Here is a 14886-nt window from a genome sequence, read left to right as displayed (position 1 = left end):
AAAAAGAAAAACCACTAGCTATAACTAGTGGGTAATTACGATGTAAACTCTTGTCCAACATTATAATGATTTTCTAAGACGAGGATCCCTTTTTCCTGTGGAGCGTTTGGAAGGTTAAGTTCCTTTGCTGAGCATATCATTCCAGAAGATGCTACACCTCTTAATTCTGCATCTTTTATTATTAAGCCGCTTGGCATGACTGCCCCAACCTTTGCCACGACAACCTTTTGTCCAGCATCTACATTGGGAGCACCACATACAATTTGTAACACCTGATTACCTACATCCACCTTACAAACACTAAGTTTATCTGCATCAGGATGCTTTACCTTTTCTGTTACTTGCCCAACTACAAACCTTGGGGAGAGATCCACCTCTAACGTTTCAGACCACCCATTCTTTTTTAAAATTTCCTGGATAGTTGCAACAAGCTCATTTGTTAATGACACGCTACCAACTTCATCTACCTTTATGTAAGTGGACGCTTGAAAAATATTATAGCCAATTGTTTCATTCGTCTCACTGTTGAAAATACGAGCTACAGTTCCTTTTGTTTCAAAACTCTTCAATTCTCTTGGAGTATCTTTAATTGTAATGAGTAGTGTATCCCCTATACCTTTCTCATTGTAAAAAACATTCATATTCTTCAACCTTTCCTTGGCTTATTCTTCCCTAATATGAATATAGGCTCCAATTCACCCTCATTATATAAAAACGATAACGCAGTAATTGGGACGAGTCCGTTAGTAAAAAGCTCATGTTCATCTGGGCCAATATATCATAGCCCGTTTCATTTCTGATATCTGCAATAATAAGGACATCCTGATGAGGAACCGCGACCGCCATTTTACCTTCTATTTGTTTCTCGTATTGGTTAAGTAAGGACTCATTTAAAATTCTACTAGCATCATAGCCATCATTCGTATTTAAGAAATAAAATATGTTACCAGCTACATGATCTTCCTTCGCCTGAATCGGTAATGATCTAACATTAAAGCTCGCAATTTGTTTAATTTGTTCTACCTGCCAGCCTTCCTTCGCCATCATCTTTTCATCTACTAATTTATAGGTTTTCCCCAAATCAATGGCATAATAAATTCTTGTCTCAGCAGTGTGATCTGTATAAAGAAGTTGTTTGCCTTCTTTCGTTTCTGTTGGAAAGGAGGTAGAACGGATGACAGGGAAAATCTGTTTTTCTTTTCCTGTTAGATCATCATTTCTACGTAATGCATCTAGAGACTCCTTTACATAGTAAACAACCTCATCAATAGCAGCCTCCTTACTTTCCTCCCACTTATTAATAATGCCAGGTAATGAGATCGTTACTCCTTTATCAAACTCCTTGTCGACTACTTTCAAGGTATCCTGCTTAGCATGATAACTCATTGACCATTCAGGATTTTGTAATCTTTCTTCAAGAAGCTGCTTCATTTTGATACTTGTCATCTTCATGCGGTTTCACTCCTTCTTGCAGGCTCTTTTCTAAAACTTGGTTACTTTCTTGACATTAAGTTTGGCTGTACAACTAGTTTTATTAGTAAATTGAGTAGATCTTAGAAAAGAGCGATTCTCTTTATGTATAGCAAGATATTAATATTAAGGTAAAAATCCGGCTTTTGGGATTTTTACGTAAAGCAACAGTCTATACGAAAACAGCCTACTTTTAAGACTTACAAACTTGCTAAAAATTCTTCAATTTCTTCTTTTGTTTTACGATCCTTACTAACAAACCTACCAACTTCAGTGCCCTCTTTGTAAGCAATAAAACTTGGAATACCAAAAACATCCAACTCTCTACAAAGATCCAAGAACTCATCACGATCTACATGATAAAAAGTGAACTGTGAATATGCACTCTCAACTTCAGGAAGAAATGGTTCAATCACACGACAATCAGGACACCAACCAGCAGAGAATAATAACACCGTATTCTCATTAATAATTTGATTATACTGTTCTATACTTTCAAGTCTCTTCATACCTATACACCCCTTCAAGTTACTAGTGACTATATTATATCTTTCTGATATGTCCTTTACAAAACTATCGACTTAAAAGGCACAAAGAAACCCTAGTTACACTAGGGCTTTAATCTGACTGAATTTACAATAAGCATCATTTTTTCTGCACTTTCAGCTATATTTTTTTCTTCCGTTACAGTTGTTATTTTAGTACCACCGACACCAACGACAATCTCATATTGCTCATCTTCAAGTGGTAGAACATTTATAAATCCAAAACTTTCTTCATTTTCATATGTTTTATTTAGTAAATACTCTGCAGTAGATAAGGATGATTCATAAACGATTTTACTAGTTTTTTCTTCTAAAGGATTCACAAATAGAATATAAGTTTGATCTCCTTCGGTGAGAATAATATTAAATTCTTCTGAGCTTTCTCTTTCCACGGAACTAGGTAAATAGTATGTAAATTCATCTTCTTCCATGTTAACTCCTCTGGGACCTGCTTCAAAAGCCTCAGTCGTTGCTGTTTCTGTTTCAGCTAGTCGCTCCTCTATTGAGGCACATCCTACCAATAAAAAACAAGCAAATGCTATATATATAAGTTTATAAATTTTCACGTTAATCCCCCTTATATCATACACACTCTTCTATAATAACCCTATTAAAATGCATGTTTCAAGGGAAAATAACAGATTCATCTAAAAGGGTATGATATATTATGAAGTGGAAAGTCTTACCTACCCCAAAATAGGAGGATGATACTATGCAACTTATGGTGTATTTAGCAGGAGAGATTCATAGTGATTGGAGAAATGAGATTAAGGAGAAAGCTAAGAACCTTCCACTGACCTTTGTAGGTCCTATGTTAGACCATGACCGGTCTGATAATATTGGAGAGGAGATTCTTGGTAAACAACCTTCAAGTATATTGAAGGATGATGCAGCCTCTAACATTAATAATCTACGAACAGAGCTTCTACTAGGAAAAGCAGATGTAGTAATTGCTTTATTTGGTTCAAAATATAAGCAGTGGAATACTGCCATGGATGCGAGTAAGGCCCTGACTTTACAAAAGCCACTCATTTTAATACGTCCTGAAGAGCTCCATCACCCATTGAAAGAACTATCGAATAAAGCTAATGTAACTGTCGAGACCGTTGATCAAGCATTAAAAGTTTTGAACTATATTTTTGAATAAGATAACCCGTCACAATCGTTATTATAATAACAAAAGCAGTCAAAATTAAATTTTGGACTGCTTTTTGTTATTCTGGATCCGTATTAAAAGTGGAAACAACAACCATACTGATTAAAAAAGATTAGTATGAGGTGAATAAGTGGAAGATATAATTTACTCTTTACATTGGATTTATTTTCTTATCATGGCAATAGGTGCTTTATATTTTTATGTATTAAGTAGAAATCCACAGGGAGTGCCTATATACGAATATCTTATTGCAATTTTTATACCATGTTGGTCAGGTTTAGCTTACTTATCCATCGCTTTAGGACAAGGTTTTTTAGAAGTAAATGATCGAATGGTTTATTATGCAAGGTATTTAGATTGGGTGGTTACTACCCCCTTGTTATTGCTTGCTCTTGCTTTAACAGCAATGTTTTACCAAAAAGATAAAGATAAGACTCTCATCGGTGCGTTAATTGGTGCTGATGTAATCATGATTTTAACTGGATTAATTGCAGACTTTTCCTCTGGCTATCAAAAATATTTATGGTATGCTCTCGGTGTGATAGCACTTCTTATCATTCTTTATATTATTTGGTATCCACTAAGAAAAATTGCTCACTCTTCAGGAAAGGACTTAGGCAAGCATTATAAGCGAACAGCTTTATACCTTACACTCTTTTGGATCGCTTATCCAACAGTGTGGCTATTAGGTCCATCTGGTTTAGGATTTACTCAAAATAGTACGGATGTATTGGCTTTTATTGTATTACCTATATTCTCTAAAATAGGATTTAGTATTTTAGATTTATGGGGGCTAAGAAAGATTGGCATCCAGAAAGTAAACAATGCAAAATTTTCTGGACAGACTATACACTAGCTCTTTAAACCAAGAGCTAGTTTTTTCTTGCCAATAAACAGATCAATTCAAGTTTTCTACCAACTACTTTTTACAGGAGATATACTTACTAACTTAAAAGAATCTTTTATTTCTTTGAATATTCGTACTGTCCTGCTAATAGTTTAACGATGTGTTCAAACATTTCTTTACGATTCACTTTGTCGTTTGTGAATATACCGATGGCTCCTTCTAACTTTCTAACGTCTCGCTTTTTGGCATAGGCATCCATGACAGGTCCTAATTCTTTTCCTTCACGTAATTCACTTGCAACTTCTTCAGGTAATTTGATCCTAGCCCCAGCTGCTACGGCAGAATAGCCATGCTGATCAACAAGCGCCCCCCAGTTACAGAGATATAATCCAGATGACATTTCAACTACTCCACCCTCAAGACCAATTCCAATATCTGTCCCGCCTGCTTCCATTGCAAGCAAGGCCCTGTTTGTCGCTCCTTCTAATGTTTCTTCATCGGAGAAGGGTTGTTCCGATACATTTGAAGGGACGGATAAGCTTTTTACTTCCGTTGCTTCTGAAAATACGCATTTAACAGCTTCCACTTTTGCAAAATTCTTTGATCCAACAGCAATCGTCAACATATATGTACGTGCTCCTTTATAAAACATCTAATTTTACAGAAATAAGTCAAACTGGTACAACATTGAAAGCTATTTTTCTTAAGCCGAGTGTTAATTCCACGATTTTTTCGATTATTCCACGTTTTTTCTATTTATTCCACGTTTTTTTCGATTATTCCACGAAAAAACGAATAATTCCACGATTTTACTCACTATTTCCACAAAAGCTGCTAAACCAAGACTCTACACCTGACTATCTAAAAAGAGAAGCCAATGATGGCTTCTCTCTTCTTCCTTATTGATCCAAACGAATCGAATCAACAGTAGCTTGATCAGAAGATTTAACTAGCTTAACCAGTAGCTCTTTAGCTGCTGCATAGTCATCAACATGAACAATCGATGCTGCCGTATGAATATACCTTGAACAAATTCCAATAACAGCAGAAGGTACTCCTTCATTTGCGGTATGGACACGCCCTGCATCCGTTCCACCTTGTGAGATGAAATACTGATAAGGAATATTATTAGACTCTGCTGTATCTAATACAAATTCTCTCATGCCACGGTGTGTTACCATAGAACGATCATAAATTCGTAATAGTGCACCTTTACTAAGTTGACCAAACGCATTCTTATCTCCTGACATATCATTGGCAGGGCTCGCATCAAGAGCATAGAAAATATCTGGATTTATCATCGTTGCGGCAGTTTGCGCACCCCTTAATCCAACTTCCTCTTGGACAGTTGCACCAGAATACAGGATATTTGGTATCTTCTCTCCTTGAAGCTCCTTTAAAAGCTCAACAGCTAATCCACAACCGTAACGATTATCCCATGCCTTAGCAACAATCTTCTTAGGATTTGCCATCGGTGTAAATGGGCAAATAGGAACAATTTGTTGACCAGGCTTAACCCCAATATTTTTCATTGCATCCTCTTTGTTGTCTGCTCCAATATCAATTAACATATTCTTAATGTCCATTGGCTTTGAACGCTGAGATTCCTCAAGTAAATGTGGAGGAATCGATCCGATAACCCCAACAACTGGGCCACTGTCTGTGATGATATGTACTCGTTGAGCAAGTAATACTTGACTCCACCAACCACCAAGTGGCTGGAAGCGGATCATTCCATTGTCAGTAATAGAAGTCACCATAAAACCTACTTCATCCATATGGCCCGCTACCATTACAGTTGGCCCGTTTTCAAGTCCTCTTTTCACACCAAAAATACTTCCCAAGCGATCCTGAATTACTTCATCTGAGTATTTTTCTAGCTCAGAACGCATGAATTTTCTAACTTCATGTTCATTACCTGGAGTTCCTGGTAGCTCTGTTAACGTGCGAAATAATTGCAAAGTTTCTTCTTTCATCTGTAAGTGTCCCCCTTAATATTTCGAAATACTAAATATCTCTATTGTTTATTTTACAGAAATACCTTCTGCCTTTCCAGTTGAAATTGAAGCGGTTGGATAAAAGCATAAACTGGTTTATACTGTGTATAGTATATAAAAGCAATGTTTTCTTAATACCGAAAGGAGGACTGAAAAGTTATGCGTGGTGGTAACTTTTTAGCTGGTGTTGCGGTTGGAATCCTTGGTACATATCTTATTCAAAGGCTTAAGCCTTCTCACATCTCATCCGACCAGGCATTAAAATTAGTAAAACAAGAAATAAAAAAGCAAGGACCAATCGATGGGTCCTGGATTCATATGAAACCAGAAACATTTGTAAGAAATAATATCTCTTATCGTGTCTATAAGGGTGGTATTTCTAGAATGGCAGAAAATACATCTGAGCAGCTAGAATTTGTTGTGAATGCCGAAAATGGAACGATTATTGATGTTCAAAAAGTATCTGTGTAATGTCCTACCATGTAGGACATTATTTTTTTCGCTCCAACTGTTCCATAACCTCTCCATTTTCATTCCACTTAATAGCACGATAAATTGCATCATGATAAAAGCTGAACCACACGTTATCCTTAAGTCCTTGATCCATAAAGAGTTTTTTTGATTGAATGGACTGCATAGGATAATCATCATAAGCCATTACCCATAATGCATTTTGATGGGCATGCGTTGGAAGTAAATCAGCCATATGAAATAGTTGTTCTCCTCCACTTTCGATTGTAATAATAGCATGACCATTACTATGTCCACCCGTATGAATCATCTTTATGCCTGGAATGACTTCGAACTCATCCTCAAAAGTCCTTACTTGAGTTTGGATACTTTCCCAATTTTCTCTCCAGTATGTATTTTGAGACCGTATATTCGGCTCTCTCATTTCATCCCACTCTGTCTGGGAAACATAAATGGTAGCGTTCTCAAAAGTAGGAACTAATTTACCTTCACTCCATTTCGTTAATCCACAAACATGATCAAAATGCATATGTGTCATTAAAACAAGATCAATATCCTTCGTTGTTAATCCTAATTCTTGTAAAGATTGGTCAACCGCTGACTCCTCTAACACACCATAGTTTCTTTTTTGCTTATCAGACATACGGTCATTTCCAATTCCCGCTTCAATCAGGATATTTCTCTGTCCATCTTGAATTAAGATCGGATCTGTTCGGAGCTCAATTTGATTTTTTTCATTAAATGGATACTTTTTTGACCAAAGTGGCTTTGGTACGACTCCAAACATCGCGCCTCCATCTAAATGAGTAACCCCTCCATTTAACCAAGTAAGACTTAATTTACCTATTTTTAGCGTTTCCAATCCCATCACTCCTCTTTCATTCATTATGCTTTCACTAACTTCTGTATGAATGAAAAAAAATCCTGCCAATGACAGGATTTAATTAACATATTGCACTTCTACTCGGTAAATTCTATTTCCTCTACTTGCAAACTTTTCTTCATACTCTGTCATGATATTTCCTTCAACATCGCTATTATGAAGGTCTAAACTAACATACTTTATAATAAGTCCATATTGAGAAAAGCTCGTTAAAGAGTATTCAAAAAGCCCTTGATTATCGGTTTTGAAATGGATTTCCCCATTCTTTACTAGAATCCCTTCATAAAGCTTTAAGTAATCCTTATACACAAGTCTTCTTTTTTCATGGCGGTTTTTAGGCCATGGGTCAGAGAAATTTAAATACACCCGATCCACTTCATTGTCTCCAAAAATATCTTGCAAATCCTCCGCATTTTCATTTAGGAGTTTCACGTTTGGAAGTGGTTCCTCAAGAATTCGTTCTAAGGCACCTATAATAACACTTTCCTGAAGCTCTATTCCAATATAGTTTATACTTGGATTTTCTTTAGCCATGCCCGTTATAAATTTACCTTTTCCAGTTCCTACTTCTATATGAATGGGGTGATCATTTCCAAAGATTTCATGCCATTTTCCTTTATGTTGAGTTGGTTCTTGAATCACATAATGAGAATGTTCAGCTAGTTTATCTTTGGCCCACGGTTTATGGCGTAGACGCATGATTACACTTCCTCTTCTACAAAAATATACAAAATAAACAATATCATGAAATCTTCTACTGTTGCAACTTAGCCATAAAAACAGCCAGAAGCTTCTCATCTGGCCGTTATGAAACAGGTATAAAAAATCAATAAAAACAAACGATAAGGTAGTAAATTAAATCAAGGGTGTGAAGATAATGCCATTAGATTTCCATCATCAAATAAGTGTACTCATGGATATTTTATCAAACCAACAGTTAGATTGCTGCGGAACTGTTGCCGAATGTGAACAGCTTGAAAGAATTGTTAAATCTCTCCTCGCCAATGAACATGTGACCACAGAAGCTAAAAACGTACTAATGGATGTATATGAATATAGTCAAAGTGGAAAATACAATCAAAATTTAGATGAGCATATCCTAAGTCACCAGCAGGATTTATCTCAATGGATTGAGGATATTCATCAGTTATCCTAACAACGTAGATAAATAATGCTCTGCATAGTGCTTTTGCTCAACTTGCTGCTTTTGATCGAACCATTGAATGGACAATAATGTTTGGTAAACAACATACCATTTCATCCTGATTCTTAATGAGTCATTTAATTCTTGCCCATAATGACTCAGCCATTCTTCCCAATTTTCCTCAGGAATGTAGGAATACAGAAGCATCCCAATATCGATGGCAGGATCTGCAACCATAGCACCATCCCAATCGATTAAAAATAATTGTTCATGCTCCGTGAGAAGCCAATTGTTATGATTGATATCACAATGACAAACAACAAACTCTGGGTATTCAATTTGTCCTAGTCCTGCTTGTAAAAAATCTATGGCATCTTGTATGAGGTGTTTGGATTGACTAGATTGAAAATATGGTGAATTCTCCAGCTCCCTTAATAGCTCCTGTGGCATAAGAGGGGCTTTTCCTATTCTCATTAGCATATCCAATAGCTCTTTGGATGAATGAATTTTATTTAGTAGCTTTGCTACAGTTGACTGTTTCATGTCAGCTGGTTTTAACTCTCTTGCATCAAGCCAGTGCTGTGCAGTTATAACATCACCATTTTCCAATCGTCTTGTCCACACTAACTTAGGGACAATCCCTTCAGCTGAGAGTACAGCTAAAAAAGGTGAGGAGTTTCTCTTTAAAAATAATCGTTTATCCTCAAATTTTGCAAAATAAGCCTCTCCTGTTGCACCACCTGCAGGAGATATTTCCCATTCTTTTCCTAGTAAATCCTTCAAACCATCACCTACATTGCCCTCTATACTAGTTATTATTAGTATGTTAGAAAAATATTTTATAAAGATTCAATAATATAAGAAAAGGCTATGTTAAAGAAAAGTGTTGATTTTAGCAGAGTTGATTGAAGTGGAAGGACGCGAATATAACGATCCTCTACTAAAAGCTGCCACGTCCTGTGGCAAACGTAGAGGTCAGCACATCCTGTGCAAGCGCGGGAGAAGCGTGGTGAAGGAGACCCACAGGCGAAACGCCGAGGAGGCTCCCGAACCCGCCCGCGGAAAGCGAGTGTCCTGGAACGGAAATCAACAACAGTCTATAACAGAGCCTAAAAAAAAAAACAACATGCTATCAAGTTTATAGTCTACCTTTTCATGACGTCAAGTAAATTTCATATATTAGGTTCGAACGGCTACCAGACAACTGAGCGGTTGGACAATAAACTTCTTGGTGATAAGTGTATAAAGGCTAGTAACAGATGCCTTTGAATGATCAGCTAACACAGTCCAACTATTTTTTTCAGTAAGAACGACCTGCTGTTCCTGGAGACTACCATTAAAAATAACGAGTATATGTCCCCATTTACCAAATGGCAAAACTTCCTTTAATTCAAATGCGATGATTTCTGGAATAGTTGTTAAAAAGCTCATATGCTGTTTAACTAGTTCATGATTAGAAAATCGAAAGGCACCGTGTGAGTGGCGAATCGCGATGATTCCTTTTAGATAATGGATATCTTTAATCCATTTCACACTTTGAGACCAGTCCAACTGATTGACTTCATCACTGGATTGATAGCTATTTCCTACTCCGTTTTTAGTCCGATAAAATTCCTGACCACTATGTAAAAACGGAACCCCTTGTGAAAGAAGGACCATGCTTGTAGCAAATTTTTGTCGTTTTCTAATAACCTCTTCCTCTTCAAAGTGATTACTCTTAATGGCTTTATCCCAAAACGTGTGATTGTCATGTGCTTCAATATAGTTAATAGATTGACTAGGGCTTTTAAAGATCGATGAACTACCAGCTATTAATTTTTTTATTTCTTCTACATGATGGTAGTTCCCTAAGGAGAACCCTCGATCATACAAATTAAACGTACTTCCTTTAATCGTATCCCGAAAACGATCATTGAAATGAGCAATCCCTGGCATTTTTGCAGAATTCTTAATGGTTGCTTTCTTTGAGATAGGAAGGGGAGTATTCAATTCCCAGCCCTCTCCTAATAAGATAATAGATGGATTTATTTGATGAACTGCATCCTTGATTTCATTCATAGTCTGTATATCAATGATTCCCATTAAATCAAAACGAAATCCATCCACATTAAATGTTGTTGTCCAATAAAGAACACAATCAATGATAAACTTTCGTACCATCAGTCGCTCTGAAGCAATGTCATTCCCAACACCGGTTCCATTAGAAGGAAAACCGTGTAAATCATAACGGAAATAGTAACCGGGAACAATTTTTTCAAAGGAAGACTCCTCTTTTATATAAACATGATTAAACACAACATCTATAATGACCCTTAATCCTTTTGACTGGATCCTCTCAATCATGTCCTGAAGCTCCTGAATTCTCTTATACGGATCACGAGGGTTGGTTGCATAGCTCCCCTCAGGTGCAAAATAATGGAGAGGGTTATAGCCCCAATTATAGGATTCATTAGGTTGTTCCTCATCAACACCCGCAAAATCATTAATTGGCAGTAGCTCAATATGAGTAATTCCTAGATTTTTGACATAATTAAGTCCAGTATCCGTAGTTTCTTCTGCAAACCCTTTATATGTCCCTTTATGGACAACTTCACTATTAGGATGAATAGTGAAATCCCGAATATGGGTTTCATAGATAATCGCATCAGTATATTGAGCTAGACTAGGTAAGGTAGCATTCTTCATCTTGATCTTACTTGAGTCAATAATTACCCCATATTCTCCGTTGACAGACACACTTTTAGCATACGGATCCACCGCTTCTCTCCATACCTGATTTACACAAACAAGATAGCTATAATAAAAACCATCTAAATCAATTTCTATGTTGTTTTTCCATATTCCTTTAGCAAATCTCGTCATTTCCACGATGGATTCTTTTTCTTCAACTGGATCTATTAGCTTTAAGCGTACCTTTGAGGCTGTTGGTGCCCAAACCTTAAAGGTTGTAAGTGTTTTAGCATAGCTTACCCCTAGGTCATCTCCAAAATAAGCATAAGCTTCATCAAATGCAGCTGTTCTTACAACAGAACCTATCTGTAAATCAGTCAGGTGACTTCCAGTTGACACAATATATTCTTCTCGTAAATTGAGAGGTGCCGCAACTTTACATTGATATTTTATAAATGATTCATGCTCTTCATACAGAATAATAGCTAATGGCTGCTGGGTTCCGTTTTGACAAAGTAAAGAAAAGCTCGGTTCAACCTCCAAATTCCAGTTACTCGGAAGTAGAATGGTTATGATGGTTAATTCATCTAAAAAAGCTTCAAAGTCTCTACTCAATTCGGCCTCCATACCACACCCCCAGCTTATTATCATTTTATTTATACGTCCCACTCTGGTCGTTTTATAAATGTTGATTGACAGTGCTGCAAAAGTCCTTTAGCTGCTTTTAACTGATCGTGTTTAATCGGAGAGGATAGCCTTCTTAAACCAGCAAACCATTCCTCATAATTTCGCTTATCAATAAAATGAGTATCCACCGGTCCATATGGGTAATCAATATATCCATTCCGGTTAAGTACGACCTTCCTTACTGGAAGTTCAATATCGTTTAATTGATAAATTCTCTGAACGATCTTCTCCATTCGGTTTAAACCGATCAATGGGTTTAAAATCTTCTTCTCTTTGGTTGTATGCTTCTCCGTCCAAAATCTATCTTTTGAACCTACCAACACACTTTCCTCTTCACTCTCAACCATAGTGATACACCATGTTTCAATAGGACTAATTAAAATTACCTCTAACTCCACCGGTGCTTTTTGGATAATAAAAACGGGATGATAAAGAACGAGATAATTGTCTGGAAAACGTTGAAGGAAATATTTAAGATGTAAATCATGATAAAATTGTCTTTCAACAAATGACTTTTCTCTGATAGTTGAGCTGGCCCATCTAATCTGTATTTCAAATAGCTGATTAAGAAACCATTTTTTAAGCTCATCCTCATCTCTAGGCTGATGTCTTAGCTGATACTCGAATGTAAAGCCTGATTCTTCTGTGGATTCTGAATCATTTTCCTTGGATGTATGGTTTTCGAATGACTCACTTATTTCTTGCTCACGATCTTTTTTATTTAATATTTTTTTAAGAGGATGAAATATCGTCTTCTTTTCTTGACCAATATCTTCTTCCGGTAGAAGTTCAGGTGCTATAAGAGTCCCTTCCTCCCATTGCATTTTCAGTTTTCTCCAATGCTGTTTTTTCAATCGAATGTATTGACTTGGATATCGGTAGACGTTCATTTCATACCGAGAAATAAAATCTTGTAATTTGATTAATTGTGCCACTGTATTTCCCCTTTTATATGTATTGCTTTACATATAGATCTAGTATGTTAATTTTATTCAATCAATCGGTTTTTTTTAATTTTGTTTTACACATTATCTAATGGAAAGATTGCTAATGGTTGATATTTAGGTGAGCGGTTTAAGTGTGTTTGATACAGCACGATATTTTCTACATTGAAAGATAGTAGCTCGTCCTTAGGCTGAAATAGTTGTTCAAGTTCCTGATAAGGAAATTCGGTTTTTTCACCCCAGCGTCTTGCTAATGTCATATGAGGAGAGTAGCTTCTCTTTTCAAGTTGAAAGCCAAGATTTTGACAAGCTTTAAAAACCTCTTGTTGCAGCTGTAGCAGTGAAGGGCTAACTTCCACTCCGCCCCAAAATACGCGTGGACTTTCCTTTCTTCCGAAATAGCCCAAACCCCGAAGCTGAAGTGGGAATCCTTTATATTCACTCGAGATTCTCTTCATTTCAGTTTTTACCTCCTGAATTTTAGAAAAAGAGGCATCCCCTAGGAACACTAATGTAATATGATAGTCTTCATGATGAACCCAGGATTTAAATGGGAGCTTTTCCTTAACAAGTTGTCTCCATTCCAAGTATAATTGTTTCGTAGCCTGTGGAATAGGGATGGCTAAAAAATAATGGGTATTCGTCAATATATTACTTCCACCTTTCGAATGGATTAGTCTCATTATTGTATATTTTACCAAAATCCATGCAATTACTAATGGAAAAAGGAGGACAATGAATGAAAGTCGTGAGCAATATTAGTGAATTAATTGGTAACACCCCGCTTGTGAAGCTACAAAAATTAGCACCCGAGGGTGGAGCAACTATATATTTAAAGCTTGAAATGTTTAACCCAAGTAAAAGTGTAAAGGACCGTGCTGCCTTTAATATGATTGTACAAGCAGAGCAACAAGGCTTGTTATCTAAAGGTTCCACCATCATTGAACCCACGAGTGGTAATACAGGAATTGGACTAGCCATGAACGCGGCAGCAAGAGGCTATAAATCCATTTTAGTGATGCCCGATACGATGACAAAAGAAAGAATTAATTTATTGAAGGCATACGGGGCAGAGGTAGTTCTTACTCCAGGTGAGGAGAAGATGCCAGGAGCCATTGCAAAAGCAAAAGAGCTAGCAGCAAGCATTGAAAATAGTTTTTTACCTATGCAATTTGATAATCACGCCAATCCCGATGCACATCGTCATACCACAGCTAAGGAGATCATCCAAGGGATGGAACAGCTCGGAAAAGAATTGACCGCCTTTGTCGCAACAGCAGGTACTGGTGGGACCATTACCGGTACTGGAGAAGTGTTAAAGGAGAAGTATCCTAATCTTTCTGTTCATGTGGTGGAACCAGCTGGCTCACCTGTACTTTCCGGTGGGAAACCAGGTAAGCATAAGCTAGTGGGAACGAGTCCCGGCTTTATTCCAAGTATATTAAACCAAAACATCTACAATGAAATCATTAAGATCGAGGATGAACAGGCCTATCTGATTACCCGAAGACTAGCACGTGAAGAAGGAATCTTAGTAGGTCCATCATCAGGTGCAGCATGCTATGCAGCAATAGAGGTAGCCAAGCGGTTAACACCAGATGATGTAATCGTATGTATTGCTTGTGATACCGGCGAACGCTATTTATCTAGTGATTTATTTGATTTCGAAGAAGACAGTGTTAATTAATCAGTAATCTCTGTCTATGTATATAGTTGCGTTATTCAAGAAATTAGCGAAACTTTTGCAAAATGAATGAGTTAACAAAGAAGTTCGTATGAACAGTGGAGGGGATTTTATTGAGGTGGATACAGAAAAACAAGAAATTCATTCTGTTTTTTGGTCTATTCATTTTGATCATTGCTGGTCTATTAGACCTTATTTTTCAAGGGTTGTTTTATCAACTTTTACCCGAACCGGTTCAAAGCTATATAACTGATTTATTTTAAATAAGTACACTCAAAAGTAAAGAGGCAAAAGCGTTCGGTGTAATACCAAAACTTTTGCCTCAATGAACTTTTTATATCGCACTAGCACTAAGATACTAGTGTTACCACCCTACAATTAAACCTAT

General features: G+C 36.8%; 17 protein-coding genes and 1 pseudogene. 6 read left to right on the top strand and 12 right to left on the bottom strand.

The features are described from left to right. Nucleotides 1–35 precede the first annotated feature (35 nt). From ytpR to M1D60_RS04280, 4 genes and pseudogenes are all read right to left on the bottom strand, one after another. Nucleotides 36–641, bottom strand: a complete 606-nt coding sequence (gene ytpR / locus M1D60_RS04295) for a YtpR family tRNA-binding protein (protein ID WP_456277959.1) — start codon at nucleotides 639–641, stop codon at nucleotides 36–38. A 5-nt stretch (nucleotides 642–646) separates the two neighbouring features. Next, a pseudogene (locus M1D60_RS04290) lies at nucleotides 647–1452 on the bottom strand (DUF1444 domain-containing protein). A gap of 218 nt (nucleotides 1453–1670) precedes the next feature. Then, entirely contained in the window at nucleotides 1671–1979 is a 309-nt protein-coding gene (locus M1D60_RS04285) for a thioredoxin family protein (protein ID WP_456277958.1), read from the bottom strand. Nucleotides 1980–2080: 101 nt separating this feature from the next. Further along, nucleotides 2081–2581: a hypothetical protein gene (locus M1D60_RS04280; protein ID WP_456277957.1), complete on the bottom strand. Its 501-nt coding sequence runs from the start codon at nucleotides 2579–2581 to the stop codon at nucleotides 2081–2083. Between the two features lie 146 nt (nucleotides 2582–2727). Between M1D60_RS04280 and M1D60_RS04275 the strand changes: the two genes are divergently transcribed. Both M1D60_RS04275 and M1D60_RS04270 read left to right on the top strand, forming a co-directional pair. Continuing rightward, nucleotides 2728–3162, top strand: a complete 435-nt coding sequence (locus tag M1D60_RS04275) for a YtoQ family protein (protein ID WP_456277956.1) — start codon at nucleotides 2728–2730, stop codon at nucleotides 3160–3162. Between the two features lie 139 nt (nucleotides 3163–3301). Beyond that, the gene (locus M1D60_RS04270) at nucleotides 3302–4027 is read left to right on the top strand and encodes a bacteriorhodopsin (RefSeq protein WP_456277955.1); all 726 of its coding nucleotides are present in this window, start codon (nucleotides 3302–3304) and stop codon (nucleotides 4025–4027) included. Between the two features lie 106 nt (nucleotides 4028–4133). Here the strand turns inward: M1D60_RS04270 and M1D60_RS04265 are convergent, their stop codons facing one another. Together M1D60_RS04265 and M1D60_RS04260 are read right to left on the bottom strand one after the other, a co-directional pair. Beyond that, nucleotides 4134–4640 (bottom strand): DUF84 family protein, encoded by a 507-nt coding sequence (locus tag M1D60_RS04265; protein ID WP_456279344.1) that lies wholly within the window; start codon nucleotides 4638–4640, stop codon nucleotides 4134–4136. Nucleotides 4641–4917: 277 nt separating this feature from the next. After that, nucleotides 4918–5994, bottom strand: coding sequence for a M42 family metallopeptidase (locus M1D60_RS04260; protein WP_456277954.1), 1077 nt, complete (start codon nucleotides 5992–5994; stop codon nucleotides 4918–4920). 180 nt (nucleotides 5995–6174) lie between these two features. Here M1D60_RS04260 and M1D60_RS04255 point away from each other — a divergent pair, with 180 nt between their 5' ends. After that, nucleotides 6175–6486 carry a PepSY domain-containing protein gene (locus M1D60_RS04255; RefSeq protein WP_456277953.1) on the top strand — a complete coding sequence of 104 codons (312 nt, stop codon included), beginning with the start codon at nucleotides 6175–6177 and terminating at the stop codon, nucleotides 6484–6486. A 19-nt stretch (nucleotides 6487–6505) separates the two neighbouring features. Here the strand turns inward: M1D60_RS04255 and M1D60_RS04250 are convergent, their stop codons facing one another. Beyond that, entirely contained in the window at nucleotides 6506–7348 is an 843-nt protein-coding gene (locus M1D60_RS04250; protein ID WP_456277952.1) for a YtnP family quorum-quenching lactonase, read from the bottom strand. Between the two features lie 78 nt (nucleotides 7349–7426). Beyond that, nucleotides 7427–8068, bottom strand: coding sequence for a tRNA (guanosine(46)-N7)-methyltransferase TrmB (trmB, locus tag M1D60_RS04245; RefSeq protein WP_456277951.1), 642 nt, complete (start codon nucleotides 8066–8068; stop codon nucleotides 7427–7429). A gap of 178 nt (nucleotides 8069–8246) precedes the next feature. Here trmB and M1D60_RS04240 point away from each other — a divergent pair, with 178 nt between their 5' ends. Beyond that, nucleotides 8247–8525 carry a YtzH-like family protein gene (locus tag M1D60_RS04240; protein ID WP_456277950.1) on the top strand — a complete coding sequence of 93 codons (279 nt, stop codon included), beginning with the start codon at nucleotides 8247–8249 and terminating at the stop codon, nucleotides 8523–8525. Here the strand turns inward: M1D60_RS04240 and M1D60_RS04235 are convergent. The 4 genes from M1D60_RS04235 to thpR form a co-directional block, all read right to left on the bottom strand. Continuing rightward, a complete protein-coding gene (locus M1D60_RS04235; RefSeq protein WP_456277949.1) occupies nucleotides 8517–9296 on the bottom strand; it encodes a phosphotransferase family protein in 780 nt (259 codons plus the stop codon). The two genes, M1D60_RS04240 and M1D60_RS04235, sit on opposite strands and share 9 nt — an antisense overlap. 396 nt (nucleotides 9297–9692) lie before the next feature. Then, a complete protein-coding gene (pulA, locus tag M1D60_RS04230) occupies nucleotides 9693–11810 on the bottom strand; it encodes a type I pullulanase (RefSeq protein ID WP_456277948.1) in 2118 nt (705 codons plus the stop codon). Between the two features lie 29 nt (nucleotides 11811–11839). Further along, a complete protein-coding gene (locus tag M1D60_RS04225; protein ID WP_456277947.1) occupies nucleotides 11840–12805 on the bottom strand; it encodes a nuclease-related domain-containing protein in 966 nt (321 codons plus the stop codon). Between the two features lie 86 nt (nucleotides 12806–12891). After that, on the bottom strand, nucleotides 12892–13461 hold the full coding sequence (thpR, locus tag M1D60_RS04220; RefSeq protein ID WP_456277946.1) for an RNA 2',3'-cyclic phosphodiesterase: 570 nt from the start codon (nucleotides 13459–13461) through the stop codon (nucleotides 12892–12894). A gap of 92 nt (nucleotides 13462–13553) precedes the next feature. Between thpR and cysK the strand changes: the two genes are divergently transcribed. Both cysK and M1D60_RS04210 read left to right on the top strand, forming a co-directional pair. Continuing rightward, nucleotides 13554–14501, top strand: coding sequence for a cysteine synthase A (gene cysK, locus M1D60_RS04215; RefSeq protein ID WP_456277945.1), 948 nt, complete (start codon nucleotides 13554–13556; stop codon nucleotides 14499–14501). Between the two features lie 110 nt (nucleotides 14502–14611). Beyond that, nucleotides 14612–14761: a hypothetical protein gene (locus tag M1D60_RS04210; RefSeq protein ID WP_456277944.1), complete on the top strand. Its 150-nt coding sequence runs from the start codon at nucleotides 14612–14614 to the stop codon at nucleotides 14759–14761. Nucleotides 14762–14886 lie beyond the last annotated feature (125 nt).

The sequence above is a fragment of the Bacillus sp. AK128 genome (assembly GCF_053903075.1).
Note: the sequence above shows the minus strand (reverse complement) of the source record. Positions and strands in the feature narration are given on the sequence as shown.

Coding starts and splice junctions, on each gene's coding strand:
- ytpR (WP_456277959.1), bottom strand. CDS start 641: ATGAATGTTTTTTACAATGAGAAAGGTATAGGGGATACACTACTCATT.
- M1D60_RS04285 (WP_456277958.1), bottom strand. CDS start 1,979: ATGAAGAGACTTGAAAGTATAGAACAGTATAATCAAATTATTAATGAG.
- M1D60_RS04275 (WP_456277956.1), top strand. CDS start 2,728: ATGCAACTTATGGTGTATTTAGCAGGAGAGATTCATAGTGATTGGAGA.
- M1D60_RS04260 (WP_456277954.1), bottom strand. CDS start 5,994: ATGAAAGAAGAAACTTTGCAATTATTTCGCACGTTAACAGAGCTACCA.
- M1D60_RS04255 (WP_456277953.1), top strand. CDS start 6,175: ATGCGTGGTGGTAACTTTTTAGCTGGTGTTGCGGTTGGAATCCTTGGT.
- trmB (WP_456277951.1), bottom strand. CDS start 8,068: ATGCGTCTACGCCATAAACCGTGGGCCAAAGATAAACTAGCTGAACAT.
- M1D60_RS04240 (WP_456277950.1), top strand. CDS start 8,247: ATGCCATTAGATTTCCATCATCAAATAAGTGTACTCATGGATATTTTA.
- pulA (WP_456277948.1), bottom strand. CDS start 11,810: ATGGAGGCCGAATTGAGTAGAGACTTTGAAGCTTTTTTAGATGAATTA.
- cysK (WP_456277945.1), top strand. CDS start 13,554: ATGAAAGTCGTGAGCAATATTAGTGAATTAATTGGTAACACCCCGCTT.